General features: G+C 72.0%; 22 protein-coding genes and 1 riboswitch. Of the genes, 9 read left to right on the top strand and 13 right to left on the bottom strand.

What is annotated here, in order from left to right; translation table 11 throughout:
* Positions 1–174 precede the first annotated feature (174 nt).
* From AB0395_RS01445 to AB0395_RS01470, 6 genes are all read right to left on the bottom strand, one after another.
* Positions 175–2,046: a hypothetical protein gene (locus AB0395_RS01445; protein WP_366275911.1), complete on the bottom strand. Its 1,872-nt coding sequence runs from the start codon at positions 2,044–2,046 to the stop codon at positions 175–177.
* 358 nt (positions 2,047–2,404) lie between these two features.
* Positions 2,405–6,049 carry a methionine synthase gene (metH, locus tag AB0395_RS01450; protein ID WP_366275913.1) on the bottom strand — a complete coding sequence of 1,215 codons (3,645 nt, stop codon included), beginning with the start codon at positions 6,047–6,049 and terminating at the stop codon, positions 2,405–2,407.
* A gap of 15 nt (positions 6,050–6,064) precedes the next feature.
* A riboswitch (S-adenosyl-L-homocysteine riboswitch) is annotated at positions 6,065–6,141 on the bottom strand.
* Between the two features lie 187 nt (positions 6,142–6,328).
* Positions 6,329–7,189 carry an alpha/beta hydrolase gene (locus AB0395_RS01455; protein WP_366275915.1) on the bottom strand — a complete coding sequence of 287 codons (861 nt, stop codon included), beginning with the start codon at positions 7,187–7,189 and terminating at the stop codon, positions 6,329–6,331.
* 37 nt (positions 7,190–7,226) lie between these two features.
* The gene (locus AB0395_RS01460; protein ID WP_366275917.1) at positions 7,227–8,069 is read right to left on the bottom strand and encodes an IclR family transcriptional regulator C-terminal domain-containing protein; all 843 of its coding nucleotides are present in this window, start codon (positions 8,067–8,069) and stop codon (positions 7,227–7,229) included.
* A 144-nt stretch (positions 8,070–8,213) separates the two neighbouring features.
* Positions 8,214–8,936 carry an alpha/beta fold hydrolase gene (locus tag AB0395_RS01465; protein ID WP_366275919.1) on the bottom strand — a complete coding sequence of 241 codons (723 nt, stop codon included), beginning with the start codon at positions 8,934–8,936 and terminating at the stop codon, positions 8,214–8,216.
* Between the two features lie 366 nt (positions 8,937–9,302).
* Positions 9,303–9,887 carry a hypothetical protein gene (locus tag AB0395_RS01470; RefSeq protein ID WP_366275921.1) on the bottom strand — a complete coding sequence of 195 codons (585 nt, stop codon included), beginning with the start codon at positions 9,885–9,887 and terminating at the stop codon, positions 9,303–9,305.
* A gap of 79 nt (positions 9,888–9,966) precedes the next feature.
* Between AB0395_RS01470 and AB0395_RS01475 the strand changes: the two genes are divergently transcribed.
* The 9 genes from AB0395_RS01475 (at position 9,967) to AB0395_RS01515 (ending at position 16,908) form a co-directional block, all read left to right on the top strand.
* Positions 9,967–11,067, top strand: coding sequence for a substrate-binding domain-containing protein (locus AB0395_RS01475; protein WP_366275922.1), 1,101 nt, complete (start codon positions 9,967–9,969; stop codon positions 11,065–11,067).
* The gene (locus AB0395_RS01480; protein ID WP_366275924.1) at positions 11,049–12,746 is read left to right on the top strand and encodes a sugar ABC transporter ATP-binding protein; all 1,698 of its coding nucleotides are present in this window, start codon (positions 11,049–11,051) and stop codon (positions 12,744–12,746) included. Before AB0395_RS01475 ends, AB0395_RS01480 begins: the two co-directional genes overlap by 19 nt.
* Positions 12,743–13,789, top strand: a complete 1,047-nt coding sequence (locus AB0395_RS01485) for an ABC transporter permease (protein ID WP_366275926.1) — start codon at positions 12,743–12,745, stop codon at positions 13,787–13,789. The genes AB0395_RS01480 and AB0395_RS01485 overlap by 4 nt, the downstream gene beginning before the upstream one ends.
* Complete coding sequence (gene mtnK / locus AB0395_RS01490) at positions 13,786–14,991, top strand: S-methyl-5-thioribose kinase (RefSeq protein ID WP_366275928.1); 1,206 nt, start codon at positions 13,786–13,788, stop codon at positions 14,989–14,991. Before AB0395_RS01485 ends, mtnK begins: the two co-directional genes overlap by 4 nt.
* A gap of 67 nt (positions 14,992–15,058) precedes the next feature.
* Positions 15,059–15,469: a YbaB/EbfC family nucleoid-associated protein gene (locus AB0395_RS01495; protein WP_366275929.1), complete on the top strand. Its 411-nt coding sequence runs from the start codon at positions 15,059–15,061 to the stop codon at positions 15,467–15,469.
* Positions 15,466–15,789: a hypothetical protein gene (locus AB0395_RS01500; RefSeq protein WP_366275930.1), complete on the top strand. Its 324-nt coding sequence runs from the start codon at positions 15,466–15,468 to the stop codon at positions 15,787–15,789. Before AB0395_RS01495 ends, AB0395_RS01500 begins: the two co-directional genes overlap by 4 nt.
* 1 nt (position 15,790) lies before the next feature.
* Positions 15,791–16,282, top strand: a complete 492-nt coding sequence (locus AB0395_RS01505; protein WP_366275931.1) for a hypothetical protein — start codon at positions 15,791–15,793, stop codon at positions 16,280–16,282.
* Positions 16,275–16,763 (top strand): hypothetical protein, encoded by a 489-nt coding sequence (locus tag AB0395_RS01510; protein WP_366275932.1) that lies wholly within the window; start codon positions 16,275–16,277, stop codon positions 16,761–16,763. Before AB0395_RS01505 ends, AB0395_RS01510 begins: the two co-directional genes overlap by 8 nt.
* Positions 16,738–16,908, top strand: coding sequence for a hypothetical protein (locus AB0395_RS01515; protein WP_366275933.1), 171 nt, complete (start codon positions 16,738–16,740; stop codon positions 16,906–16,908). The genes AB0395_RS01510 and AB0395_RS01515 overlap by 26 nt, the downstream gene beginning before the upstream one ends.
* Before the next feature lie 189 nt (positions 16,909–17,097).
* Here the strand turns inward: AB0395_RS01515 and mtnB are convergent, their stop codons facing one another.
* The 7 genes from mtnB to AB0395_RS01550 are packed head-to-tail and all read right to left on the bottom strand — an operon-like array spanning position 17,098 to position 24,167.
* The gene (mtnB, locus tag AB0395_RS01520; RefSeq protein ID WP_366275934.1) at positions 17,098–17,745 is read right to left on the bottom strand and encodes a methylthioribulose 1-phosphate dehydratase; all 648 of its coding nucleotides are present in this window, start codon (positions 17,743–17,745) and stop codon (positions 17,098–17,100) included.
* Positions 17,746–17,771: 26 nt separating this feature from the next.
* Entirely contained in the window at positions 17,772–18,434 is a 663-nt protein-coding gene (mtnC, locus tag AB0395_RS01525; protein WP_366275935.1) for an acireductone synthase, read from the bottom strand.
* Positions 18,431–19,381, bottom strand: coding sequence for a nucleoside hydrolase (locus AB0395_RS01530; protein ID WP_366275936.1), 951 nt, complete (start codon positions 19,379–19,381; stop codon positions 18,431–18,433). The genes mtnC and AB0395_RS01530 overlap by 4 nt, the downstream gene beginning before the upstream one ends.
* Positions 19,381–20,448, bottom strand: a complete 1,068-nt coding sequence (locus AB0395_RS01535) for a s-methyl-5-thioribose-1-phosphate isomerase (protein WP_366275938.1) — start codon at positions 20,446–20,448, stop codon at positions 19,381–19,383. The genes AB0395_RS01530 and AB0395_RS01535 overlap by 1 nt, the downstream gene beginning before the upstream one ends.
* Positions 20,445–21,338, bottom strand: coding sequence for an ABC transporter permease (locus AB0395_RS01540; protein WP_366275940.1), 894 nt, complete (start codon positions 21,336–21,338; stop codon positions 20,445–20,447). Before AB0395_RS01540 ends, AB0395_RS01535 begins: the two co-directional genes overlap by 4 nt.
* A 40-nt stretch (positions 21,339–21,378) precedes the next feature.
* Positions 21,379–22,521 carry a hypothetical protein gene (locus AB0395_RS01545; RefSeq protein WP_366275941.1) on the bottom strand — a complete coding sequence of 381 codons (1,143 nt, stop codon included), beginning with the start codon at positions 22,519–22,521 and terminating at the stop codon, positions 21,379–21,381.
* Positions 22,518–24,167 (bottom strand): ABC transporter ATP-binding protein, encoded by a 1,650-nt coding sequence (locus AB0395_RS01550; protein ID WP_366275943.1) that lies wholly within the window; start codon positions 24,165–24,167, stop codon positions 22,518–22,520. The genes AB0395_RS01545 and AB0395_RS01550 overlap by 4 nt, the downstream gene beginning before the upstream one ends.
* Positions 24,168–24,169: the final 2 nt, after the last annotated feature.

Here is a 24,169-nt window from a genome sequence, read left to right on the forward strand (position 1 = left end):
TCTTCAGGGGATCTGCCACCCGCGGTGCCTGCGGCGGTCAGCGACACGACTGCCTGGACCAGCGCCCCATAGCGCGCCTTTTGCTGCGCATGCGACGATCCGCATGTCACCGCGCCGGCCGCGTCCTGTCCCGACGGTCACGATCCATTCCCGTCGGCGATCCGCTCTCGACGGTCAGTGATCCGCGGCGGGCCAGGGGAAGCCGAGCCGCTCGGCGAAGTCCCGGGAGCCGCCGACGATCTTGGCGTGTGCCTTGGGATCGGTCTCGCGCAGCTGGTCGGCCACGCGGGCGGCCTGGCTCTCCGGAGTGGTCTCGTCGACCGGGACGACCCACTCGAACTGCAGCCACGGCTCGTCGTCGTCCATGCCGGAGGGGGTGCGCGGATGCCAGAAGAACATCCGTACCCGGTCCTGCTCGTCGGCCGGCGTGAACATCCCGTCGAGCTCACATCCCCAGGCGGCGAGCGGGCCCGAGGCATCCCGCAGCAGCCGGTCGAGCTCGCGGGCGAGGCTGCGGGCCGGCCACTCCCAGCGGCGGTCCCGCCTGGCCAGGGCGAGCACCTCGGCGTACTCGTCGGCGGGGAAGCGGAACGGCTCGAGCACGACGGTCCCGTCGGGGTCGCGCCAGTCGCTCCAGGTGACGCTCTCGCCGTCCCGGGTTACCGTGACGTAGAGGGCTCCGCAGCACCCCTCGGTGCAGTAGGCCTCGGCCAGCCGTACCTCCCGGGGTTCCCCGAGGGGCTCGAGACCGTCCAGGAGACGCTCGGGCCCGAACGGTGCGCCCTTGCGGAAGGCTTCGGCGATGACCGGCCTGCCGTCCACCAGCAGCCGCGTCTCGACTCGCCAGTGCAGGGCGGGATCAGGGACGACGACGCGAAGCGCGAGATGGTTGAGGTCTCCTCCGCCGGGCCTCCCGGGATCCTTTCCGCCGGGCCGGTTGGGAGTGGACCGGATGTTCTCCGTGGCCCGTTCGGCCCAGCCCGCCCGCCAGCGGGTCCGCTGGTCGGATGAACGCAGCCCCTCCGCCAGGATCGGTGCCCAGCGGGGGGAGGCCGCCAGCCGTTCCAGCCGGTCCAGGGTGGCCTCGTGTGAGCCGACGGGCCAGGGGAGGAGGGCGGCATGACCGCTGCGGACCTCCTCGGCCAGCGAGAGGACCGAGGCCAGCAGGTCGAGCGTGGGAGCAGCCTTCTCCGCCTGTACGGCGAAGGCCGCGACGGCCCGGCACGCGTCGCCGTACGCGAGCCCTTCGAGGGAGTAGTCCCCGGTGGAGCAGAGGGCCCGCAGCAGCCTCCCCGCGTTGCCGAGAACCTCGTCGTCGGCGTCGCGGCCTTCGAGCACGTCCGCCAGGGACACCGCCTCGGCGACCTCGCGGGCACCGCGACCGGCCAGGTCGTGGTCGGCGCAGGCCCGCCGTAGCAGCCAGGCGACGGCGACGGGGTCGCCCAGCCTGCACATCGCCGCGATCGCCCCGGTCCTGACATGAGGCGCCGCCCGTTCGGCCAGCCAGATCAGCGCGGGCGCGGATCCGGGGACCGCCGCGATGACCTCCACCGCAAGGAGGCCGAGGTCGTCGAGCAGGCCGAGGATTCCGACGAGCGGAACGTCGGCGGGTCTGGCCCTTCCCACCAGGAGACACAGACCGACCAGCGCCGGTACGCGATCGGTCGAGTGGCGCGCGAGCCAGAGCCCGGCCTCGCGGGCCTGGTCAAGGGCGGGCGGAGGCAGCTCGTCCAGACACTCCAGGGCGATCTGCCACGAGGGAAGCCACAGGTCACGCAGCTCGTCGTGGAGCGCGTCGAAGGAAGGGGAGGGGGAGGTGAAGAACGTTTTCAGCACCGCGGGCACCGCGGCTCTGCGTTTCCCACGTTTTCCGCGTTTCCTGCGGGAGGTGGTGTCACACGGCCGATCCCGATGATCGGCCTCGTCGGGGTAGGGGTGGCCGCCGTCGGGGAGCGGCAGGCCGGGCGTCAGCTCGTGCAGCCTTGACGCGTGGTCGAACAGGGACAACCGGTGGTCGAGCGCACCGCGCTCGTCAGCCACGCTCACCGCTGGACGGGAGACTCGATTCTGTTAGCCATGCCGCACACCATGCCATCTCCCGCCGCCGTGCCGCAAGCGTGCCGAGGAGTTTCCCCGTGCCCGCACGGCCTCACGCTGGAGTGCGCCACCCCCCTGGGCGAACGTTTCCCAAGGCCGCCACCGTACGGCCCCGCGCACCCGGCAGGGCGCGATCCGCCGTACGGCGTGATCGTCGCCCCAGGAGGCCGTGTGCCGACGATTCAGGGGTGCCGTGTACCAGCCGTGTACCGAGGCGTGTCACCGGCCGCGGGCGCGCCACGAAGCGCTGATCCGCCCGTACGGAGGTGGAAACGCCGGTTGCGCCGGCACCCCTGAACGCCCGGGCTCAGGGCTCGTAGGCCAGGTTCGGCCGCAGCCAGCGCTCGGCCTCCTCCTGGCTCAGCCCGGCCCGGCGCGCGTAGTCCTCGATCTGGTCGCGCCCCAGCCGTCCGACGGTGAAGTAGCGGGAGTCGGGGTGTGCGAAGATCAGCCCGCTGACGCTCGCCGCCGGGGTCATCGCGTACGACTCGGTGAGGGCCAGGCCGTGCGCGCCCGCGTCGAGCAGGTCGAACAGCGTCCGCTTGCGGCTGTGGTCGGGGCAGGCCGGGTAACCCAACGCGGGCCGGATGCCGCGATACCGCTCGGCGTGCAGATCCGCCAGGGCGGGCTGCGCGTCCGGCTCGAACCAGGCGCGGCGCGCCCGCAGGTGGATCAGCTCGGCGAACGCCTCGGCGAGCCGGTCCGCGAGCGCCTTGACCATGATCGCCCGATAGTCGTCGTTCTGCTCCTCGTATCGGGCGGCCAGTTCCTCGGCGCCGTGCACGGCCACCGCGAACCCGCCGAGGTGGTCCCCGGACGGTGCCACGTAGTCGGCGAGGCTGCGGTTGGGACGCCCGTCGGGTTTGACCGTCTGCTGCCGCAGCATCGGGATTCGAGTGCCGTCCTCCAGCACCAGGTCGTCGCCTTCGGCGTGCGTGGGCCAGAACCCGTAGACGCCCTCGGCACGCAGCGAGCCGTCGGAGATGATCTGGTCGAGCAGTGCCTGGCCGTCGTCGTACAGGTCACGGGCGACGGGCTGGTCGAGGATCGCCGGGTACTTGCCCTTGAGCTCCCACGCCAGGAAGAAGAACTGCCAGTCGATCATCTCGCGCAGCTCGGCGAGGTCCGGTCTGACGACCTTCAGCCCGGTGAACTCCGGGACGGGCAGCTCGTCGAACGCCGGACGTTCGGCGTTCGCGCGGGCCTCGGCCAGGGTGAGCAGCGGCTGCTGCCTGCGGTTCTCATGCGCCTCGCGCAGCGCCTGCTGCTCCTCGCGGTTGGCGATGTCGAGCGCGTCGGCCCGGTCGGCGTCCAGCAGGTCCGACACCACCCCGACGACCCTGGACGCGTCCAGGACGTGTACGACCGTGCTCGTGTAGGCCGGGGCGATCCGTACGGCCGTGTGCTGCCGGGACGTGGTTGCGCCGCCGATGAGCAACGGCAGCTTCAGCCCGCGCCGGTCCATCTCGGCGGCGACCGCGACCATCTCGTCCAGCGACGGGGTGATCAGCCCGGACAGCCCGATGACGTCGGCGCCCTCCGCGACGGCCGTGTCGAGGATCTTCGCGGCGGGCACCATGACGCCCAGGTCGACGACCTCGTAGTTGTTGCAGCCCAGGACCACCCCGACGATGTTCTTGCCGATGTCGTGGACATCGCCCTTGACCGTGGCCAGCACGACCTTGCCCTGCCCGCGGCGGGTGTCGATGCGGCCCTCAAGGCGGGCCTGCTCCTTCTCGGCCTCCATGAACGGCTCGAGGTAGGCGACCGACCGCTTCATCACCCGGGCGCTCTTGACGACCTGCGGCAGGAACATCTTGCCCGAACCGAACAGGTCACCGACGATCTTCATACCGTCCATGAGCGGGCCCTCGATGACCTCGAGAGGGCGCCGGGCGCCCTTGCGGGCCTCCTCGGTGTCCTCCTCGATGAAATCGGTGATGCCGTGCACGAGCGCGTGCGCGAGGCGCTCGGCGACGGGCTGCTCACGCCACGACAGGTCGACCTTGCGCTCGGTGCCGTTGCCCGAGACCGTCCGCGCGAACTCGATGAGCCGGTCGGTGGCGTCCTCACGGCGGTCGAACAGGACGTCCTCGACGTGCTCGAGCAGGTCGGCCGGGATATCGGCGTAGACGGCGAGCTGGCCGGCGTTGACGATGCCCATGTCGAGCCCGGCGCGGACGGCGTGCAGCAGGAACGCCGAGTGCATGGCCTCGCGGACCACGTCGTTGCCGCGGAAGGAGAACGACAGGTTGGAGATGCCACCGGAGGTGAGCGCGCCAGGGCAGCGCTCCTTGATCCGCGGCAGCGCCTGGATGAACTCCTTGGCGTAGCCGTTGTGCTCGCTCATGCCGGTGGCGACGGCCAGCACGTTCGGGTCGAAGATGATGTCCTCGGGCGCGAAGCCCGCCTGCTGCGTCAGCAGGTCGTAGGCGCGGCCGCAGATCTCGACCTTGCGGTCGGCCGTCTCAGCCTGGCCCCGCTCGTCGAAGGCCATGACGACGACGCCCGCGCCGAAGCCCCTGACCTTGCGGGCCTGCTCCAGGAACGGGCCCTCGCCCTCCTTGAGGCTGATGGAGTTGACCACGCCGTTGCCCTGCACGCATTTGAGCCCGGCTTCCAGCACGCTCCACCGCGAGCTGTCGATCATCACCGGGATCTTGGCGATCTCCGGCTCGGTCGCGATGAGGTTGAGGAAGGTGGTCATGGCCTGCTCGCTGTCGAGCAGGTCGGCGTCCATGTTGACGTCCAGGAGGTTGGCACCGCCACGGACCTGCTCCAACGCCACGTCGGCGGCGGCGGGGAAGTTATCGGCCTCGACGAGGCGGCGGAACCGTGCCGAGCCGGTGACGTTGGTGCGCTCGCCGATCATGACGAAGCCGGTGTCCGGGCCGATCTCGAAGGTCTCCAGGCCGGAGAAGCGGCTGCGCCTCGGCGGGCTGGCGACCTGACGCGGCGCCTTCCCCGCGGCGGCTTCGGCGACCCGCGCGATGTGCGCGGGGGACGTGCCGCAGCAGCCGCCCACGATGTTGACCAGTCCCTCGGCCGCGAACTCGCCGAGCAACTGCCCGGTCTCCTGCGGGGACTGGTCGTAGCCGCCGAACGCGTTGGGCAGACCGGCGTTCGGATGCGCGGCGGTGTACGTGCCGGCCAGCCGGGCCAGCTCCTCCACGTGCGGGCGCATCTCGGTGGCGCCCAGCGAGCAGTTCACGCCGACGACCAGCGGCCCGGCGTGCTTGACCGAGTTCCAGAACGCCTCGACCGTCTGACCGGACAGGGTGCGCCCCGACAGGTCGACGATCGTCACCGAGATCCACAACGGCAGGTCGGGTGCGACCTCCTGGGCCGCCGCGATCGCGGCCTTGACGTTGAGCGTGTCAAAGATCGTCTCGATGAGCAGCAGGTCGACGCCGCCCTCGGCCAGCGCCGCGATCTGCTCGGCGTACGCCGCCTTGACCTGGTCGAACGTGACGGCCCTGTAGGACGGGTCGTCGACCCGCGGCGACAGCGAGAGCGTGACGTTCAGCGGCCCGACCGACCCGGCGACGAACTTCCCACCGGCCTCGTCGGCGGCCTGCCGCGCCAGCCGCGCGCCCTGCAGGTTCATCTCCCGCACGTGCTCCTGCAGGCCGTAGTCGGCCTGGGCGACGCTCGTGGCGGTGAAGGTGTTGGTCGTGGTGATGTCGGCGCCTGCCGCGAGGTACTGCCGGTGCACGTCGAGGATGACGTCGGGCCGGGTGATGTTCAACAGGTCCGGGTCACCGGTGACATCCAGCGGATGGTCGGCGAACCGGTCGCCCCGGTAGTCCTCCGGCTTGAGGGCGGCGCCTTGGAGCATCGTGCCCCAGGCGCCGTCGAGCACCGCGATTCGCTGATCGAGAACAGCCCGCAGCTGCCGCGTCCGCTCCTCGCGTGTCCCGTGCTCCCGGACGACGTGCGCTGATTCCTGCATTCGAGGCCTCCCACCACTCGGGAGGCGCCCTTGTCACTGTCGTGCAGGCCGAGCGTGGCGGGCCGGAGCCCGTTGCAGCGCCTCTCGGCCTGGCCTCTGATCCTACCCATCTCTCAGGGCGCCCGGCTGGCCTATACCGGACAGCGCCGTGGAGAGTGGCCCGCTCGAATCCCGTCCCACGCCCCCGTGGCGAACTCGCGCAGGTCACCGTACGCGGCCGGGCCCGGTGCGGGCGTCCGTGGTGAACCCGGACGCCCGCACCGTCGCCACCGGGTCTCGTCAGGCCCAGCCGGGCAGGAAGGCGCGCAGGTGCCGCAACACCTGCTCAGGCTGCTCCTCGGGGAGGAAGTGCTTGCAGTCCTCGATCGGCGCGCCCGTCACCTGGTCGGCGTAGTCCGCCCAGATCTCCGGCACCCGGCTGCCCCCCAGGCCGCCCCGCGCGCCCCAAAGGACGAGCAGCGGCTGGCTGATCCGGTTTCCCTCGCGCGCGTCGCGCTCGTCCGCCTCCAGATCCTGCCGGAACCCGGCCCGGTAGTCCTCAAGCGACGCGTGCAGGGCGTCGGGGTCGCTGAACGCCGTGACGTACTCCGCGGTCGCCCGCGCGTCGATCGCGTCGGCGACGAAGGACTGCCTCTCGAAGAAGAATCGCAGGTACGGCTCGACGTTGCCCGCGATGAGCAGTTCGGGCAGGTCCGGCTGCAGGTGGAAGAACCAGTGCCACATCGCCGCGGCCGAGTCCTTGTCGAAGGTGCGCATGACCTCCCGCGTCGGGAGGATGTCCAGCAGGACCAGGCGCTCGACGTCCTGCGGGAGGTCCAGCGACCAGCGGTGCGCCACCCGGGCACCCCGGTCGTGGCCGACGACGGTGGCCGTCTCGAAGCCCAGCGCCCTGACGAGCCTGGACATGTCCGAGGCCGTGGTCCGCTTGTCGTAGCCCGACCCCGGCTTGCCCGACCGGCCGTAGCCGCGCAGGTCGGGGGCGATCACCGTGTAGCGCTCGCCGAGGGGTTCCATGAGGTGACGCCAGCAGTACCCGGTCTGCGGCCATCCGTGCAGCAGGACCAGCAGCCGGTCGCCCGATCCGCAGCGGCGATAGAAGAGCCGGGTGTCTCCGAGGTCGGCGTAGTGAGCGGTGATCATCGTAAGAAGTCCTCTCGTGACCCCGCCCAGGCGATGACTACCCGATGAGTCCCATCTCCTGACCACGGAAGCCCGGGCGCAGGTCTGCTTCGATCTGGGCGACCGCCCGGCCTATCACGGGCAGGAAGTCGCGCATGGATTGGGCGGTGCCCCGGCCCGCGAGCATCGACACGTTGAGCGCGGCGATGACCTGTCCGGCCGAGTCGTGGACGGGCATGGCGACCGATCGCGTGCCGTCGTCGTACTCCTGGTCGACGATCGCCCAGCCCTGCGTCCTGGTGCGGGCGATCAGGGTGCGAAGCTTGGCCGGATCGGTCACGGTGCGTTTGGTGAACGCCTCCGGCTGGACGGAGGCGAGGTATTCGTCGAGCCGCTCCTCGTTCTTACCGGCGAGCAGGACCCTGCCCATGGACGTGGGGTAGGCGGGGAAGCGGCTGCCCACCATGATCGGCACGGTCATCAGCCGCTTGGTCGGGACGCGGGCGACGAAGACCACCTCGTCGCCGTCCAGGACCCCGAGGGAGCAGCTCTCGTGGATCTCGGTGACGAGCTGCTCCATGTGCGGAAGCGCGACGTCGGGAAGGCTGAGGCTGGACAGGTAGGCGTAGCCGAGCTCCAGGATGCGTGGCCGCAGGGCGTACAGGCGCCCGTCGGTGACCACGTAACCCAGGTCGACGAGTGTGAGCAGGAAGCGCCTCGTGGCCGCCCTGTCGAGTCCGGTGATCTTCGAGACCTCGGTCGAGGTCATCTGGGGCCGGGTCTCGTCGAAGGCCTTTATGATCTTCAGGCCGCGTTCGAGTGACTGGACGAAGTACGCCGGGCGCTCGCCGTTGCGCGCCTCCGGCTCGGCCTCGCCCGCGCCAGCGCCGGTACGCGTCATCGCCTCACCTTTCTGCTCCCCGGCCGAAGAGGCCGTCACGATCCGCCCCCGTTGGAGATCCATGGCGGAGCTCTCAGCATAGGGGGCCCTCGTCCCGGCCCCGCCGGGCCGATTCCCCGCCGGACCGTCCCTGCCGCGGTCGCCTCAGCCAACGGCCTGCGCGAGCAGCGCCGCCAGCTCTTTCGGCCTGCTCAGCATCGGCGAGTGGGAGCTGTCCATGGTCAGCGTCCGCGTCGCCCGCCTGGCCATCCTGGCCTGCGCGGCCGGGGGGAGCGCGTTGTCGTTCTCACACACCACGTACGTCGAGGGGATCTCGTGCCACGCGGCCCGGGCGACCGGCGAGCCGACCGTCCCGACGTGCTCCGGGGTCAGGGCCGCCGCCGCCGCGTGCGCCTGCGCGGGATCGCAGTCGCCGTAGAACATGTACGCCGCGGCGGCCTCGGAGACCCGCAGGTAGTCGCCTTCGAGGACCGAGGTGAGGTGGGGCTCCGGCGGCGCCGGGGCGGGCGTGAGCGCGATCACGTCCGCGCAGGACTCGCCCACCTCCAGCATGAACGCCGCCACGTAGACCAGTCGCTCGACGTTGTCCAGTCCCGAGGCGGCCTCGGTGGTCACCGCGCCACCGTAGGAGTGCCCGCACAGCACGACCGGGCCGGTCACGGCCTCGAGTTCGGCGCGCAGGAAGTCCACGTGCCCCGTCAGGTCGTGCCTGCCGGGCCCGCGCCCGACACCCGGCAGTTGTACGGCCAGCGCCCGGACACCCGCCTCCGTCAGGAACGGAATGAGGGAGTCCCACGCCCAGCCGCCGTGCCAGGCGCCGTGAACGAGCACGAGGGTCGGCTTCGCCCCGCTGTCCGCCGCGGTCATTCGGATCGCCTCGACTCTTCCTGGCTCCAGGAGCGTTTCGTTCTGTTCACGGATCCCACCACCGGGAGATCACCTCCGACGTCGTCTCGCCGCGTCGCGCGGCTCGCCCTTCCGGCACTCGACGGGAGAAATGTTACCATGTCGCACAGGTGTGCGCTATACGCACAATGCGGGGCGTGTGGGTGCACGAGTGCGGAGGGCTTGGCGGGTGTCTCCGGGACGGTGGGTGCCTCGGCGGGGGCTCGGCGAGGAGCGGCGCGGGGCCTCGGGCGTCTCCGTGCGGGGGGAATGACTCCGGCCCCTGTCCGCGTGGCGGGACAGGGGCCGGGACGGGAGCCGGAACAGGGGCCGGGACGGGCGGTGGCGTCACCCTCTGGGGCGGCTCGCCGTGATCGTGTCGAAGTCGGGGATCCGCTCGGCGATCGGGTTGCCGGTGAAGTCGCCGACCCAGCCGTCGTCGTCGTGGAAGAAGCGGATCGCGGTGAAGTCGGGGCTGGTGCCCATGTCGAACCAGTGCGTGGTGTTCTTCGGCACGCTCAGCAGGTCGCCCGCTTCGCACAGCACCGCGTGGACCCTGCCCTCGGTGTGCAGGTAGAAGATGCCGGAGCCGTCGACGAAGAAGCGGACCTCGTCGTCGTCATGGGTGTGCTCGGCCAGGAATTTCCGCCGTGCGCCCGCGGCCCGCTCTGGCCAGTCGGCGCTGTCGTCGGGGCGCAGCTGGGCGACGTCGACGAAGGTGTAGCCCTCCTCGGCGACGACCTGGTCCACCTCCTCGCGGTAGGCCTTGAGGATCTCCTCCTGCGAGGCGCCCGCGGGCAGGTCCTCGGCCACCCTCCAGTGGCGCAGCCGTACGTCGATTCCCTTGAGCGCAGCGGCGATCTCGCCGGATTCGGCCGTCGCGAGCAGCGTCTCGGGAGCCTCGCCGTCGGTGTAGACGGTCAGGTATGTCATGACCTCGATTATAAGCTAAAACCTAGTATTCATGTATGAAAAGTAGACAATTATGACCCGAGGTGCCTAGCATCCGGATGTGATCCACGCAAGAGTCCTCGGAGCCGTACTCGTGTTGGGCGCCCTCGCGCTCGCGGGCTGCTCCCAGGGAACCATCGCCCCCGCCGCGTCGTCCGCCGCCGCGGCCCCCTCGACAGCCCCCTCGGAGACGGCCGGCACGACGGCCCCCGTCCCGCCGAAGTTCGCCGGCGGCGTCACCGTCGCGCTGGTGCGCCAGCTCTCGTCGGGTGACTACTTTGAGCAGTGGCTGGCGGGAGCCCAGGCCGAGGCCAAGGTTCTGAACGTCAAGCTGGAGCTGTCCAGCGGTGACGGCAACAACGACAAGCAGGCGCTCAACCTGGAGCAGGCCGTACAGCGGAAGGCCGACGCGATCATCGTCGACCACGGCTTCGCCGACACGGTCCAGCCCGCGATCAAGAAAGCCGTGGCCGCGGGCATCCCGCTGGTGGCCTTCGACGTCGAGCCGGGCACCCCGGAGGCGGTCCTGATCACCCAGGACAACCACAAGATCGCCGAGCAGGGCCTGGCGCAGCTCAAGGCCGACACCGGGGGGAGCGGCGAGGTCGTCTACGTCTACGTGGCGGGCTTCGCCCCGCTCGACCAGCGCAACGAGACCTGGACCCAGTTCAAGAAGGACAACCCGGGCATCAAGCAGGTCGCCCAGATCGGCGTGGTCAACAGTTCGACGGCCTCGGCCGTCGCGGACCAGGCCAAGGCCGCGCTGCAGGCCAACCCCGGCGTCAAGGCGATCTTCGCGCCCTACGACGAGTTCGCCAAGGGCGCCGCGCTGGCCGTCAAGGAGCTCGGACTGCAGGACAAGATCAAAATCTACGGCGCGGACGTCTCCACCGCGGACATCGGCGTCATGACCGAGCCGAACAGCCCGTGGGCCGCCACCTCGGCGACCGACCCGTCGAACGTCGGCAGGGTCGCCGTGCGCGCGGCCGCGTTGCTCGTCGCCGGGGAGAAGGTCGAGCGCACGCTCACCGTGCCGCCCGCGCTCATCACCCAGAAGCAGCTACGCGACGGCGGCATCACCGGGATCGAGCAGCTCATCCGGGCGGTCCCCGGCCTGCGCACCCCCGAGGTCGCCAAGGTCCCGTGGGCGGCGTCGTCGTGACGGTGCTGTCCGTCTCCGAGGTGTCGAAGACGTACGGCGCGACCAGGGCCCTGCGCGGGGTCGGTTTCGACCTCGCGCGGGGCGAGGTCCTCGGGCTCATCGGTGCCAACGGCGCGGGCAAGTCCACGCTGATCAAGGTGCTGTCCGGCGTGACCAGGGCCTCCTCGGGATCGGTCAGGCTCGAAGGGCGGCCCTTCGAGCCCGCGGGGCCGCTGGAGGCCCAGGCGGCCGGGGTGCAGACCGTCCACCAGAACATCGACGACGGCGTGGTCCCCGGCATGACCGTCGCGGAGAACCTCACCCTCGACGGGTTCGGCAGGGGCGGGTCCGGGTGGTTCGTCACCCGCGGGCGGGTCCGCGAGCGGGCCAGGGCCGTCGCGACGGCCGCCGGGCTCGCCGCGGAACTCGACGATCCGGTCGAGTCGCTGCCGCCGAGCGAGCGTCAGCGCGTCGTCATCGCCCGCGCGCTGTCGCGCACGCCGAAGCTGCTCATCCTCGACGAGCCGACCTCGACCCTGTCGGCCGCCGAGGCGGACGCCCTGCTGCCCAAGGTTCGTGAACTGGCCGTAAACGGCGTGGCCGTGCTGTACGTCTCGCACCGGCTCACCGAGATCGAGGCCCTCTGCGACCGCGTCGTCGTGCTGCGCGACGGCCGGGTGTGTCGGACGTTCGCCGCCCCCGTCGAACGCCGCGCCGTGGTGGCCGCCATGCTGGGCGACCTCGACCGGCACGCGGGCGGCCAGGTGCCCGTTGACGGGGAAGCGTACGCGGGCCGGGCACCGGAAACCGACGGGAAGGCGCGTGCCGACGGGGAAGCACGGGGTGACGGGGAAGCGTGGGCCGGTGGGCGGGCAGGCGCGGGCTGGGAGGGGGATTCCTCCGGCGCCGTCCGGTCCGCGTCCGGGGCCATCGGGGAAGCCGTGCTCGTCGCGGCGGGGGTCACGGCCCGTCCCGGCGGCGAGCCGTTCGGTGTGCGCGTACGGCCCGGCGAGATCCTCGGCGTCACCGGGCTCGTCGGCTCGGGCAAGACGGAGCTGCTCGAACAGCTCTTCGGTGCCAGGCCGCTGCTGTCGGGCACGCTGACCCTCGGCGGCACGCCGTACCGGCCGAAGGATCCGCACGCCGCGGTCGCGGCGGGCGTCGCGCTGGTCGCAGAGGAACGCGCCGCGCAGGCCGTGGTGCCCGGCTGGTCGCTGCGGGCCCATGTGAGCCTGCCCAGGCTCGGTGCGCACGCTCTGGCCGGTGTGCTGTCGCGCCGTTCCGAGCGCGCCTCGGCCGCCGAGGTCGTGCGGCTGCTCGGCGTGCGCGCCTCCGGCGTCGACGCGGCCGTCGAGACGCTGTCCGGGGGCAACCAGCAGAAGGTCGTCGTTGGCAGGTGGCTGGTCGGCTCGCCCAGGCTGCTCCTGCTCGACGAGCCGTTCCGCGGCGTGGACGTGGGGGCGCGCGCCGACATCGGCCGCGTCCTGCGCGAGCGCGCCGACGGGCTCGCGGTGATCGTCGCCTCCTCCGATCCGCAGGAGGTCCTGGAACTGGCCGACCGCGTCCTGGTGCTGCACGAGGGAGGCCTGGCGGGGGAGCTGCGCGCGACAGAGGCGACCGCGGAGCGGCTCGCCGACCTCATGGCGGGCGGCTCGACGGGCGGTTCGACGGGCGGTTCGGCGGCCGGGGAGACGCGATGAGCGCCGTCCCGGAGAGCGCCACGCCGCCCGCGGGGCGCGGACTCCTTGCCGGGCGGATCAGGAACGCGGCCAACCGCTACGGCCTCGTCGCCGTGCTCGCCGCGTTGCTCGTGGTCTTCTCCCTCGTGCGGCCCGTCTTCGCGACCTACGGGAACGCGCTCATCGTCCTGCAGTCGGTCGCGGTCGTCGGCGTCGTGGCCCTCGGCGTCACCGTCTCCATGACGACAGGGGGGTTCGACCTGTCCGCGGGAGCCTGCGTCGGCACCGTCGTCATGGTGACGGCGCTGGCGATGGTGAGGTACAACCTCACCGGCGCGACCGCGATCGCCGCGGGCCTGCTCGCCGGGCTCGTCGTCGCGGGGGTGAACGCGCTGCTCACCGTCGTCGCGCGGGTGCCCGACCTGGTGGCGACGCTCGGCACGATGTTCCTGTTCCAGGGGCTGGCGCTCATCGCCACGTCGGGCCAGTCGGTCGCGGCGGGCATGACCGTCGACGGCGAACCCGCTCCGGGAAGATACACCGAGGGCTTCGCCTGGCTCGGCGGCGGCAGGATCGCCTCGGTCCCGGTGCCCGTCGTCGTCTTCGCGCTGCTCGCCGTCGCCGTCTACGTCCTGCTCGACCACACCCGCTGGGGCAGGGCGCTGTACGCCATCGGCGGCAACGCCGAGGCCGCCAGGCTCGCCGGGATCCGCGTCGCCCGCTACCGGGCGCTGGCCTACGCGGTCTCCGGCCTGTGCGCCGCGCTCGGCGGCATCCTGCTGTCGGCCAGGCTCGGCCGCGGCGACGTCGGCGCGGGTGACCCCTACCTGCTGCAGTCGGTCGCCGCCGCCCTCATCGGGTTCGCCGTCCTCGGTGCCAACCGGCCGAACACGCTGGGCACCGTCGTCGGCGCGCTGTTCATCGGCGTGGTGATCAATGGGCTGACCATGCTCAACGCGCCCTACTACGCACAGACCTTCGTTCAGGGCGCGCTGCTGGTCGGCTCGCTCGTGATGAGCTTCGGGCTCGCCCGTGCCGGGCGAAGAGGGAGGACCTTTCAGTGACCGTCAGCACAGCAAAGGACTACGAGCCCTACGAGTCACTGTCCGCGGAGACGGTGCCCGCCTACATCGCGGCCAGGCCCGCGCTGCGCGCCCTGATCGGCTCCGGCGCCGTGACCGCCGTGCGGGAGGTGGGCGACGGCAATCTCAACCTGGTGTTCGTCGTCGAGGGCGGTGAGCGGGGGCTGGTGCTCAAGCAGGCGCTGCCGTACGTGAGAGTCGATCCGACCTGGCCGATGACGCCCGAGCGCAACGGTCGCGAGGTCAGGGCACTGCGCGCGCACAACGCGGTCGCGCCCGGCCTGGTGCCCGAGATCTACGACGCCGACCCCGCCTGGCACGTCGTGGCGATGGAGGACCTGTCGGACCACCGGGTCTGGCGCGGCGCCCTCAACGAGGGGCTCAGACACGAGGGCGTCGCCGCCGACCTCGGCCGTTACGTCGCACGCGTGGGGTTCGGCACCTCGGTCTTCGGGCTTGGCGCCAGGGGGCACAAGGCGGCGGTCGCCGCCTCGACGAACCCCGAGCTGTGCGAGATCACCGAGGACCTCGTCTTCACCGAGCCGTACATCACCCACGAGCACAACCGGATCCCGCCCGCGAACGAGCGCGACGTGGCCGCCTACGTGGGCGACCCCCGGGTGCGCGCCGCGATCGGCACGGCCAAGCTGACGTTCATGACGCACGCGGAGGCGCTCGTCCACGGCGACCTGCACACGGGCTCGGTGCTCGTGCGTGAGGAGCCGCACTCGACCCGCGCGTTCGACGTCGAGTTCGCCTTCTACGGCCCCGTCGGATTCGACCTGGGCGCGCTGTGGGGCAACTACGTGCTGGCCGCCGCCCGTGCCTTCGCGCTCGGCGACGACGGGCACGCCGCCTGGGTGCTCGGCCTCGCGGGTGAGACCTGGCAGGCGTTCGAGGAGGAGTTCACCCGGTTGTGGCCGGACCGCGCCGACCCGCGCGTCGGGGAGCTGGAACCGTACCTGGCCAAGGTGTACGGCGACGCCGTCGCGGTGGCCGCGGCGAAGGCCGCGCGCAGGGTCATCGGCTTCTCCCGCGTGTCCGACATCGAGACGCTGCCCGAGGATCTGCGGGCGGGGGCGGTTCGCGGGGTGCTCGGCGCGGCCAGGCTGCTGCTGGTCGAGGGGAACGGGCCAGGCTTGTTCGAGCGGGTCGGCGGCGTACTGGCCAGCCAAAACCCATAAAATTGGTAGGAAAATATGGTATCTTCCTCGTGATGATCACAAATGTGATCATCGTAAGGAGGGAACCGTGAACGTCGATCTCGGAGCGGAGGGGTTCGGCCACCTCCTCGACTCCGCGAGGCAGGCCCTGCGGGCGGCCGGCGAGCCCGTCCCCGACGTCAGGGGAGAGGGAGAGTCCGCCGGAGGCCTGGTCGGGGCGACCGCGGGCGGCGTCGGCACGCTGGAGTCGCTGCGCATCGACCCGCGCGCGTTGCGGGCGGGCTCGCAGGAGCTGGCCGAGCAGATCGTCGAGGCGGTCAACGCGGCCCTGCTCGACCTGCGGACCAGGGCGGGCGTCGAGCCGTCCGTTCCGGCTCAGGGACCGGCCGAACTGGCGGGAGAGCTGGAAAAGCTGCAGGAGGAGGCGCTGGACAGGTTCGGCGCCTTCACCGACACGATCGGCGACGTCCTCGCCCGCATCGAGGGGCGGAGCAGGTGAGCGCGGGCTTTCCCGAGGTCACCGTAGCGGGCGACGTCCTGCTGAGCTCGGGCTCCGACCTCCGCGCCGTCGCCGAGGAACTGCGCCTCAGGCTCGACCGGCTCACCGCCTCCGCCCAGAGTCTCACCGGCGTCGGCGGCGACGACGACATCAGCGCTCTGATCGGCGAGGGCTACCGGTCGGTGCACGCCATGGCCGTCGAGTCGATCGGCTCCGCCGTCGACGGCCTGTCGCGCCACGGCGACGGCGTCCTGCGGATGCGGACGACCTACGCCGCCGCCGAGCAGGCCGTCGAGCAGGCCGTCGCGAAGGCGGTGTGAGATGGCGCTGGACCTGCCGGAAGGCCTCGCCGGACTGCTCTACGACCTCGGTTACCTCTGGCTACAGGCCAACGAGGACCATATCCACACCCTCTCGGGCGAGTGGACGGCCTTCGGCTTCGACATCGACGCCCTCGCCGAGCGCGCCGCCGCCCTGGTCCGCAGGCTCCTTGAGCACAACGACGGCGCCGCGATCGCCGGGTTCACGGCGGAGTGGACACACCAGGACGCGCCGCACGCCGTGGCCGTCGACGGCGCCCACGGAGCCCAGGTCCTCGCGGCCTGCCTGGCCGTGTGCGCCGTGCTCGTCCTGGCCCTGAAGATCGTGGTCACCGTCCAGCTCACCGTGCTGCTCACGCAGATCGTCCAGGCTCTCAGGGCCGCCCCGCTCACCGGCAACCTCTCCCTGCTGAAGATCCCGGCGTACAAGCAGGTCGCGGACCGCCTGCTCAACCTGTCGTTCAGCCAGGCGGCCAGGGTGCTCCTTGCGTAAGGGCAGGCTCGTCGCGGGTATGGGCGGCGGTCTGTTCGCCAGGGTCGGCCAGCGGTTCCGCCGTGCCAGGAAACCGGAGCCCATCGCCCTCGGAGACGTGCTGCGGGCACCGGGGGCACGCCAGGGGTTCAGCTGGTCGCCGACCTCCGGCACCCGGCCGACCGACGGCTACATGGTCGCCACGACCGGGCACACCGCGCAGTTCCCCGAGCACATCCTCGACGACCCCGACGCCGCGGCGGCGGCGATCGACGACTACCTGATGAGCCACCGCGGCGTGTTCGAGAACGCCCCCGACATGCACCTGGGCGGCTGGGTCGAGGACGGCAAACTGTGGCTGGAACCCTCGCGCAACATCGCCGGCCGCGAGGAGGCCGTGGCGCTGGCCAGGAGCACCGACCAGATCGCCATCTACGATGTGAGAACCGGCGACTACATCCAGACAGGAGGCGCGGGTGGCTTTCTCGAAGCGGGCCCGTAAGGTCCAGACGCGGTTGCCAGAGGGATACTTCGACCTGCCGAAGGAGGAGCGGCTGCGGTGGGCGCGGCAGTTCGCCCTCGACGTGCGCGACGAGCGCGACACCGCGCGTGAAGCCGAGCGCGAGGAGCAGGAAAGCCAGGAGTGACCCCGGCCTCCCGAGGCTCCCAGCCCCGCGGCCCCGCCGGTTTCCGTCCCCGCGGCCCCGCCGGTTTCCGTCCCGGCCAGGGAGCCTGGCTGGGACGGGCTCTCGCGCCGGGCAGGGGAGGCCGCCCTGAGCGGGTTCCGCGGTCCGCTCCGGGAACCGGGGCCGGAGCGGGGTGCCGCGTTCCGGCGGTCAGCGGGTGGCGACGGCGTAGGCGAGCAGCCACTCGACGCACTCGGTGACGTGACGGGCGTGCCCGAGGTCGCGTCCCCAGGTGTACAGGCCGTGACCGGCGACGATCACGGCCGGGGTGCGCGGGGCGTACGCCTCCTCGAAACGGTCCCCGAGCTCGGCCATGTCCTGGCTGTTGGCGATCACCGGCACGACCACCTCGTCGTCGTGCGCCAGCCGTCCGATGCCCTTGAGCATCTCGACGTCGCGCAGCGGCACACCGCCGGGCCAGTGATGACCGGCGACGACGGAGTTGAGGGTGTGGACATGCACGATCGCGTCCGCGCCGGTCAGCGCCGCCACCCGGGCGTGCAGGCCCGCCTCCGCCGAGGGTCTGCGCGGCTCGACGCCCTCGACGTGCACCGCCTCGCCCGCCGGGCCGACGACCGCGACGTCGGCGGCCGTCAGCTCACCCTTGTCCAGTCCACTGGCGGTGACCACGAGCCGCAGCGGATCACGGCCGACGACCTCGGAGATGTTGCCCGAGGTGCCGCGCATCCAGCCGAAGCCGCTGAAACGCGCGGATTCGACCGCGAGCCGGGCACCGGCCTCGAAGACCCGCTCCGAGGTGAGCGTCTGGCCGCCCCCGGACGCACGAAGATCTGGCACGGAGGTTCCTGCCCGAGGTTCGCCGCTCACGCCAGCTCTCCAAAAGACGTGACGACGGGATGGAGGCCGAAGTCGGCGTTCTCGCTCGGCTCGCCGGGGCGGCGCAGGCCCGTGGTGCGCCAGCCCGCGGCGGCGGCGGCGTCCAGCTCGGCGGGGACGTCGGACAGGAAGAGCAGGTCCGTCCCCGAGAGCTCGGCCGCGATGCGGTGGTAGGACGACGCCTCGCGTTTCGGCCCCGCGTTCACCGTGTCGAACCACCGCTCGACCAGGACCGACAGGTCGCCGTCCGGGGTGTGCGCGAACCACGGGCGCTGGGCGGAGACCGAGCCGGAGGAGAACACCGCGAGATGCCTGCCCGCGGTGTGCCAGGCGCGCAGGGCGGGGGCGACGTCAGGGAAGAAGTGCGCGGTCAGCTCACCCGCGGCGAATCCCGCCGCCCAGATCTGACCCTGCAGTGTCTTCAGCGGCGTCGCCTTGACGTCGCGGTCCATCCAGTCGTGCAGCACCTTCACGATCTCGTCCGTCGTGCCGCCGCCGATGTCCTCGACGGCGGCGCGGACCGCCGGGTCGTCGCGGTTGGCGTCGATCCAGGGCCCGAGTCTGGGCCTGGCGAAGGAGTAGAGCCCGACATGGACGGACTCGGTGGAGCTCGTCGTCCCCTCGATGTCGAGCACGGTCCATCCGGTCATCGGGTCAGCACCTCCACGAAGTCGGCGACGAACCTCGCCGAGTCCACCGCGGTGATCACATGCGTGTCGGGGGCGGGCTCGTAGGCGAATGACGGCGGCAGCCCGTCGTGGGTGCGCATCAGCCGCGCCCGCGACAGGAACCCGTCGCTGACCACGTTGACGGGTCCGTCGACGGCGGCCGTCGCGAAGCCCGGGTCGAGCAGGATGCCCGCGGCCAGCGGGTCGTGCAGCGGGATGATCCTGCGGCCCCACTCGTTCTGGTAGAAGTCCAGATACGACTCGAGGATCTCGGTGGCGAAGCGGGCGCGGGGCGTGTCGGTGGCCCGTAGGGCCGCGATCGCCCGCTCGTCGAGGATCGTTGCGGCGGTGACGTTCACGCCGACCATGACGAGCTTCTCGCGGGGCGCGGCGAACACGGCCTTGGCGGCGACCGGGTCGTTGTCGATGTTGGCGTCGACCATCAGCAGCGTTCCTGGCTCGGCGTAGGGGCCGGAGCCGCCCATCAGCACCACGGAGCGATACCTCGTGAACAGGTCGGGGTCCAGTCGCAGCGCGAGCCCAAGGTTGGTCAGCGGTCCCAGCGCGAGCAGGTCCAGCTCACCCGGCCGCTCGTGTGCCAGCCGTACGAGCAGTTCTGCTCCCGACTCGCCGGTCACCTCGGGCAGCGGCCGTTCGTAGCCCCGGTCGCCCAGGCCGTCCTTGCCGTGCACGTAGCCCGCGATGTGCGAGACCCCGGCCAGTGGTTCGGCGGCGCCGCGCGCGATCGGCACGTCCAGGTCGAGCAGCCTGGCGACGTAGCCGATGTTGCGTACGGCGTCCTCCTCGACGCAGTTGCCGAAAACCGACGTGATACCGACGATCTCCGCGTCGGGCCTGCCCGCGAGGTACAGCAGGGTATGGGCATCGTCGATGCCGGTGTCGGTGTCGACGACGATGCGGCGGACCATCAACTCTCCTTGGGATCGTCGGGGGCGGGATAGAGGGGAACAGCGGGGGGGTAATCGGTGGTGAAGTGGTCGGCGACGCGGGAGGGTTCATAGACGCCGTGCTCGGTCACGATGCTGGTCACCAGCCGGGGTGGGGTGGCGTCGAAGGCGGGGTAGTAGCCCGTGACCCCCTCGGCCGCGGTGCGCCGCCCCAGCACGTGCAGTACCTCGTCACCGTCGCGCCGCTCGATCACGACGTCCTCGATCGTCCGCGCTTGCGGGTCGGGTGCGTCGATCAGCGCGTGGTACGGCACGCCGAAGGCGTTCGCGGCCAGCGCGACGCCCAGCGTGCCGACCTTGTTGACCACGTGGCCGTCGAGCGTGACCCGGTCGGCCGCGGTCAGCGCCACGTCGGCGAGTCCTTCGGCCAGCGCCGTGGCCACCATCCCGTCGGTGATCAGAGTCGGCCGATAGCCCATCTCGACGAGCGTGGCCGCGGTGAGCCTGGCGCCCTGCAGGTAGGGGCGGGTCTCGGTGCAGACGAACTCCAGCTGCTTGCCCGACTCCTGCGCGGCCAGGACGGTCGCGACGAGGAAGGCGTCCGCCCAGCAGTGGGTGAGCACCCGCGCGCCGTCGCCGAGCAGGCCTGCCGCGTGTCGGCCCAGAGTGGCGCTGCGCGCCCGGTAGGCGGCGTCGTGCGCGCGGGCCGCCTCCGTCACCGCCTCCGCCAGCTCCTCACCCGAGCTCCACTCCTCATCCACGGCCTCCAGCACTCCCTGTACGGCGTCGCGGATGTGGTTGTTCGTCGGCCGCGTCGCGACGAGCCTGGCACCTGCCCCGCGCAGGTACGCGGCGGCGGCCTCCGGCGGTTCGTGACGGGCCTCGCGGGCGGCGAGGACGAGCCCGGCGGTCGCCGCGAACAGCGGTCCCGAGCTCTGCGTGACCATCTGCTCGATGGCCACCGCCACCTTCTCGCTCGTCGCGCACCGCACCCAGCGCACCTCGAACGGGTAGACGCGCCGATCGAGGATCTCCACCGCGTCACCGGTGATCCTGACGGAGTCGGCCAGGACGGGAACGTCACTCATGAAGCCTCCAGCAAGCGTCGTCGCCCGCGTGCCGCGGCGGCCACGACCAGGGCGAGCAGGGTGATCACATAGGGAGCGGCGTCCGCGGCCTGCTGCGGCAGCCCGAGTCCCTGCAGCCGGAAGCCGAGCGCCTCTGCCGCGCCGAACAACAGGCACGAGGCCAGCACCGGCCACGGCCGCGCGCCGCCCAGCATCACCGCGACGACGGCGACCCAGCCTCTGCCCGCGCTCATACCTTCACTGAACAGCGTCACGTTGCCCAGCGCCAGCTGCGCCCCACCGAGTCCGCACAGCGCGCCCGCGCCGAGCACCACGCCGTGACGGTAGCGGCCGACCTTGAGGCCGAGTGACAGCGCGGCCTCGGGATGCCGGCCGATGCCGCGCAGCCGTAAACCCGAACGGGTGCGCGCGAGCCACCAGGCCGCGGCCGCGACCAGCAGCGGCGCGAGTGGGACCAGCGGAGACTGGGGACCGAGGACCGGCACGTCCAGGCCGAGCCGGGCGAAGGTGGGCAGCCCCCGCAGCTCGGGAGAGGTGTAGGTGCCTCCGACGCCGAGGAGGCCGCGCATCAGGAACGCGGTCAGCCCGAGGGCCAGCAGGTTGACGCCGACCGCGACCACGACCGGGTCGGCGCGGAAGGCGACGGTGGGCACCGACAGCAGGAGTGCGTAGGCGGTGGTCGTGACGACCGCGCCCGCGACGCCCAGCCACGCGTTGCCGGTCAGGTGGCTGAACAGCACCCCGCTGAACGCGCCCCACAGCACCTGGCCCTCGAGCGCCATGTTGAACACCCCCGCCGCCTGGCACAGCAGCCCGCCCAGCGCGGCGAGCACGACGGGCGTGCTCGCGGTCAGCACGGCGGAGACGAAGGCGACGTCGAAGACGCTCATGGGACGGCCTCCCAGGACGGGCCCGCGGATCCGGCGGTGTTCATGGTGTGGCCTTCTCGTGTGGGTTCGCGGGCTCCGCGGCGGTCTTCGGGGTGCGGCGGATCGTTCCGCGGCGGCGCGTGAGGGCGAGCACCGCGACGATCACGATGACCAGCCCCTGCACGATCTGGGTGAGCTGGCTCGGCACGCCCGCCTCGCGCTCCATGCCCTGCCCGCCGACCTGCAGGACCGTCAGCAACGCCGTGGTGATCGGCACCAGCGCGGGCCTGCCGGTCGCCAGCAGCACCGCCGCGATCGCGGTGAACGTGTAGCCGGGCGCGGTCAGCGCGCCGTCCACGAAACGGTACGGCGGGCCGAGCACCGTCAGCCCGCCGACCAGTCCGGCGAAGGCGCCTCCCGCCGCGAGCGTGATGGCGCCCAGCCGCTCGATCCCGACGCCGCCGTACCTCGCGAACTCCCGGTTGGCGCCCGTCGCCCTGATCTCGTAACCGAGCGCGGTTCTGGCGTCGACGTACAGCCAGAGCACAGCCAGCAGTGCGACCACGGGCAGCGCGGGCGTCAGGTAGCCGCTGTCGCCGATCGCGGGCAGGTGGGCGACCGCGGGCAGCACCGGCGTCTGTGCGACGCCCGTCCCCCGCTCGGCCAGCGGGAAGCGCGCCAGATAGGAGGCGAGCGCCACGCCGGGGGTGCTGAGCAGCAGCGTGGTGACGATCACCGGGATACCGAGCCTGGCGCGCAGCGGCGCGGCCAGCCAGGCGAGGAACCCGCCGGTCAGCGCGGCGGCGACCAGCGGAAGCACCACCGCGAGCACCGGCGGCAGCGGCACGAGCAGCGCGATCGCCGCGGCGGCCACCCCGCCGAGGGCGAGCTGGCCGTCACCGCCGAGGTTGAACTCGCCGGTGCGTAGTGGGATCGCGAAGGCCAGCGCCATGCCCAGGGTCGGTACATAGGCCGCGATCGTGTACTCCAGGTTCCCCTCGCCGACCGCGCCCCTGATCAGGGCGGGGTAGGCCAGGGACGGGTCGACGCCCGTGACGAGCATCACGAGGGTGGTCAGCGCGAGCGCCGCGACGAGCGCGAGCACCGGGGCGGCGGCGGCCGCGCGCGGCAGCGCCGTACGGCCCGGCGCGGGACTTCGAGGCGACCGGTCCGTGGTGACGGGCGGTGCGGGCGTGCCGGTCACCCGGTGTCTCCCTCAGTGTTTCCCTCGGTGTCTGCGGTGGCGTCGCCCGCCGCGGCTCCCGTCATCGCGGCGCCGAGCCGGGCGTCGCTCGCCTCGTCCGACGGCAGTTCGGCGACGATCCGGCCCTCGAACATGACGAGGATCCGGTCGGCCAGGGCACGCAGCTCCGGCAGCTCGCTCGACTGCAACAGCACCGCCCCACCCTCGTCGCGGGCCTCGGCGAGCAGCGCGTGGATCCGCTCCTGCGCGCCGACGTCGACCCCCTGCGTCGGCTCCTCGACCACGATGAGGGGTCTGCCGCGCGACAGCTCGCGGGCCAGCACCGCTTTCTGCGCGTTGCCACCGGACAGGCCGGAGATCGGCTCGTCGACCGAGGCCGTGCGGATGCCGAAACGCTTGACGAGCGTCCGCGCCCGCTCCCGCACCGCGGCGCGGGAGAAGCGCGAGCCACGTTGCTCGCCCATGAGCAGGTTGTCGGCCAGTGACATGGTGGGCGCGGTCGCCCTGCCGTGCCGGTCCTCGGGGACGTAGGCGACGCGCGGGTCGCGGCCGCGCCGTACGGGGTGGCCCGCCAGCAGCACGCGACCCTCGTCGGGGGCACGCAGCCCGGTCACGATGTCGAGCAGCTCGCGCTGGCCGCTGCCCGCGACCCCGGCGATTCCCACGATCTCCCCCCGGCGCACGCCGAACGAGACGCCGTCAACCGGCGCGGGCCCCTCGCCGCCGAGCACGCGCAGGTTCTCGACCTCCAGCAGATACGGCTCGCGCGTCACCCCCGGCGCGTCCGGTTCCCGCGCGGTGGGCCCATCGCCGTGCGGCGGGGGGCTCCCGGGGCCGTTTGGCGAGGAGTGCCGCGCCTCGCGGTCGTGCGGAGACGTGTGCCGTGCCTCATGGCCGCGCGGCGGGGTGTGTCGCGGTCCGGGGGCGAGCGAGCGGCCGATCATGGCGACGACCAGCTCCTCCGCCGTCGTCTCCGCGGTGGTGAACCGTCCGGTGACCCGGCCGTGGCGCAGGACCGTGACGCGGTCGCTCGCGGCGAGCACCTCGCCAAGCTTGTGCGTCACCAGGACGACCGAGGCCCCGTTCCCGGTGACGGTGCGCAGCACCTCGAAGAGCTGGGCCGCCTCGCCCGGGGTCAGCACCGCCGTCGGCTCGTCCAGGATGAGCACCCGCGCGTCGCGGTACAGGGCCTTGAGGATCTCCACTCGCTGGCGCACGCCGACGGGCAGCGTGCCGACCCGTGCGACGGGGTCGGCGCGCAGGCCGTACAGCTCGCCGAGCCGTTCCACCTCGCGTCGGGCGGCGACGGTGTCCAGCACGCCACGACGGGTCGGCTCGGCGCCGATCACGACGTTCTCCGTGACGGTCAGCTCGGGGAAGAGCCGGAAGCGCTGGTGGACCATGCCGAGGCCGCCTGCGATGGCGTCGGCGGGGGAGCGCATCCGCAGCCGTACGCCGTCGCGCAGCACGTGACCGGCGTCCGGCTGATGCATGCCATACATCACGGACATCAGGGTGGACTTGCCCGCGCCGTTCTCGCCGACGACAGCATGGATCTCGCCCGCCTCGACCGACAGGTCAATCCCGTCGTTGGCGACGACGTCCCCGAACCTCTTGGTGATGCCGACGAGCTCGACCGCGGGCACGC

The organism is Streptosporangium sp. NPDC051023, assembly GCF_040689595.1.
Classification (GTDB): domain Bacteria; phylum Actinomycetota; class Actinomycetes; order Streptosporangiales; family Streptosporangiaceae; genus Streptosporangium.

Excerpts from the sequence above, each read along its gene's own strand:
- AB0395_RS01485 (WP_366275926.1), top strand. The coding sequence starts at position 12,743 with ATGAGCGCCGTCCCGGAGAGCGCCACGCCGCCCGCGGGGCGCGGACTC.
- AB0395_RS01540 (WP_366275940.1), bottom strand. The coding sequence starts at position 21,338 with ATGAGCGTCTTCGACGTCGCCTTCGTCTCCGCCGTGCTGACCGCGAGC.
- AB0395_RS01530 (WP_366275936.1), bottom strand. The coding sequence starts at position 19,381 with ATGGTCCGCCGCATCGTCGTCGACACCGACACCGGCATCGACGATGCC.
- mtnC (WP_366275935.1), bottom strand. The coding sequence starts at position 18,434 with ATGACCGGATGGACCGTGCTCGACATCGAGGGGACGACGAGCTCCACC.
- AB0395_RS01455 (WP_366275915.1), bottom strand. The coding sequence starts at position 7,189 with ATGATCACCGCTCACTACGCCGACCTCGGAGACACCCGGCTCTTCTAT.
- metH (WP_366275913.1), bottom strand. The coding sequence starts at position 6,049 with ATGCAGGAATCAGCGCACGTCGTCCGGGAGCACGGGACACGCGAGGAG.
- AB0395_RS01470 (WP_366275921.1), bottom strand. The coding sequence starts at position 9,887 with ATGACATACCTGACCGTCTACACCGACGGCGAGGCTCCCGAGACGCTG.
- AB0395_RS01505 (WP_366275931.1), top strand. The coding sequence starts at position 15,791 with ATGGCGCTGGACCTGCCGGAAGGCCTCGCCGGACTGCTCTACGACCTC.
- AB0395_RS01535 (WP_366275938.1), bottom strand. The coding sequence starts at position 20,448 with ATGAGTGACGTTCCCGTCCTGGCCGACTCCGTCAGGATCACCGGTGAC.
- AB0395_RS01460 (WP_366275917.1), bottom strand. The coding sequence starts at position 8,069 with ATGACGCGTACCGGCGCTGGCGCGGGCGAGGCCGAGCCGGAGGCGCGC.
- AB0395_RS01465 (WP_366275919.1), bottom strand. The coding sequence starts at position 8,936 with ATGACCGCGGCGGACAGCGGGGCGAAGCCGACCCTCGTGCTCGTTCAC.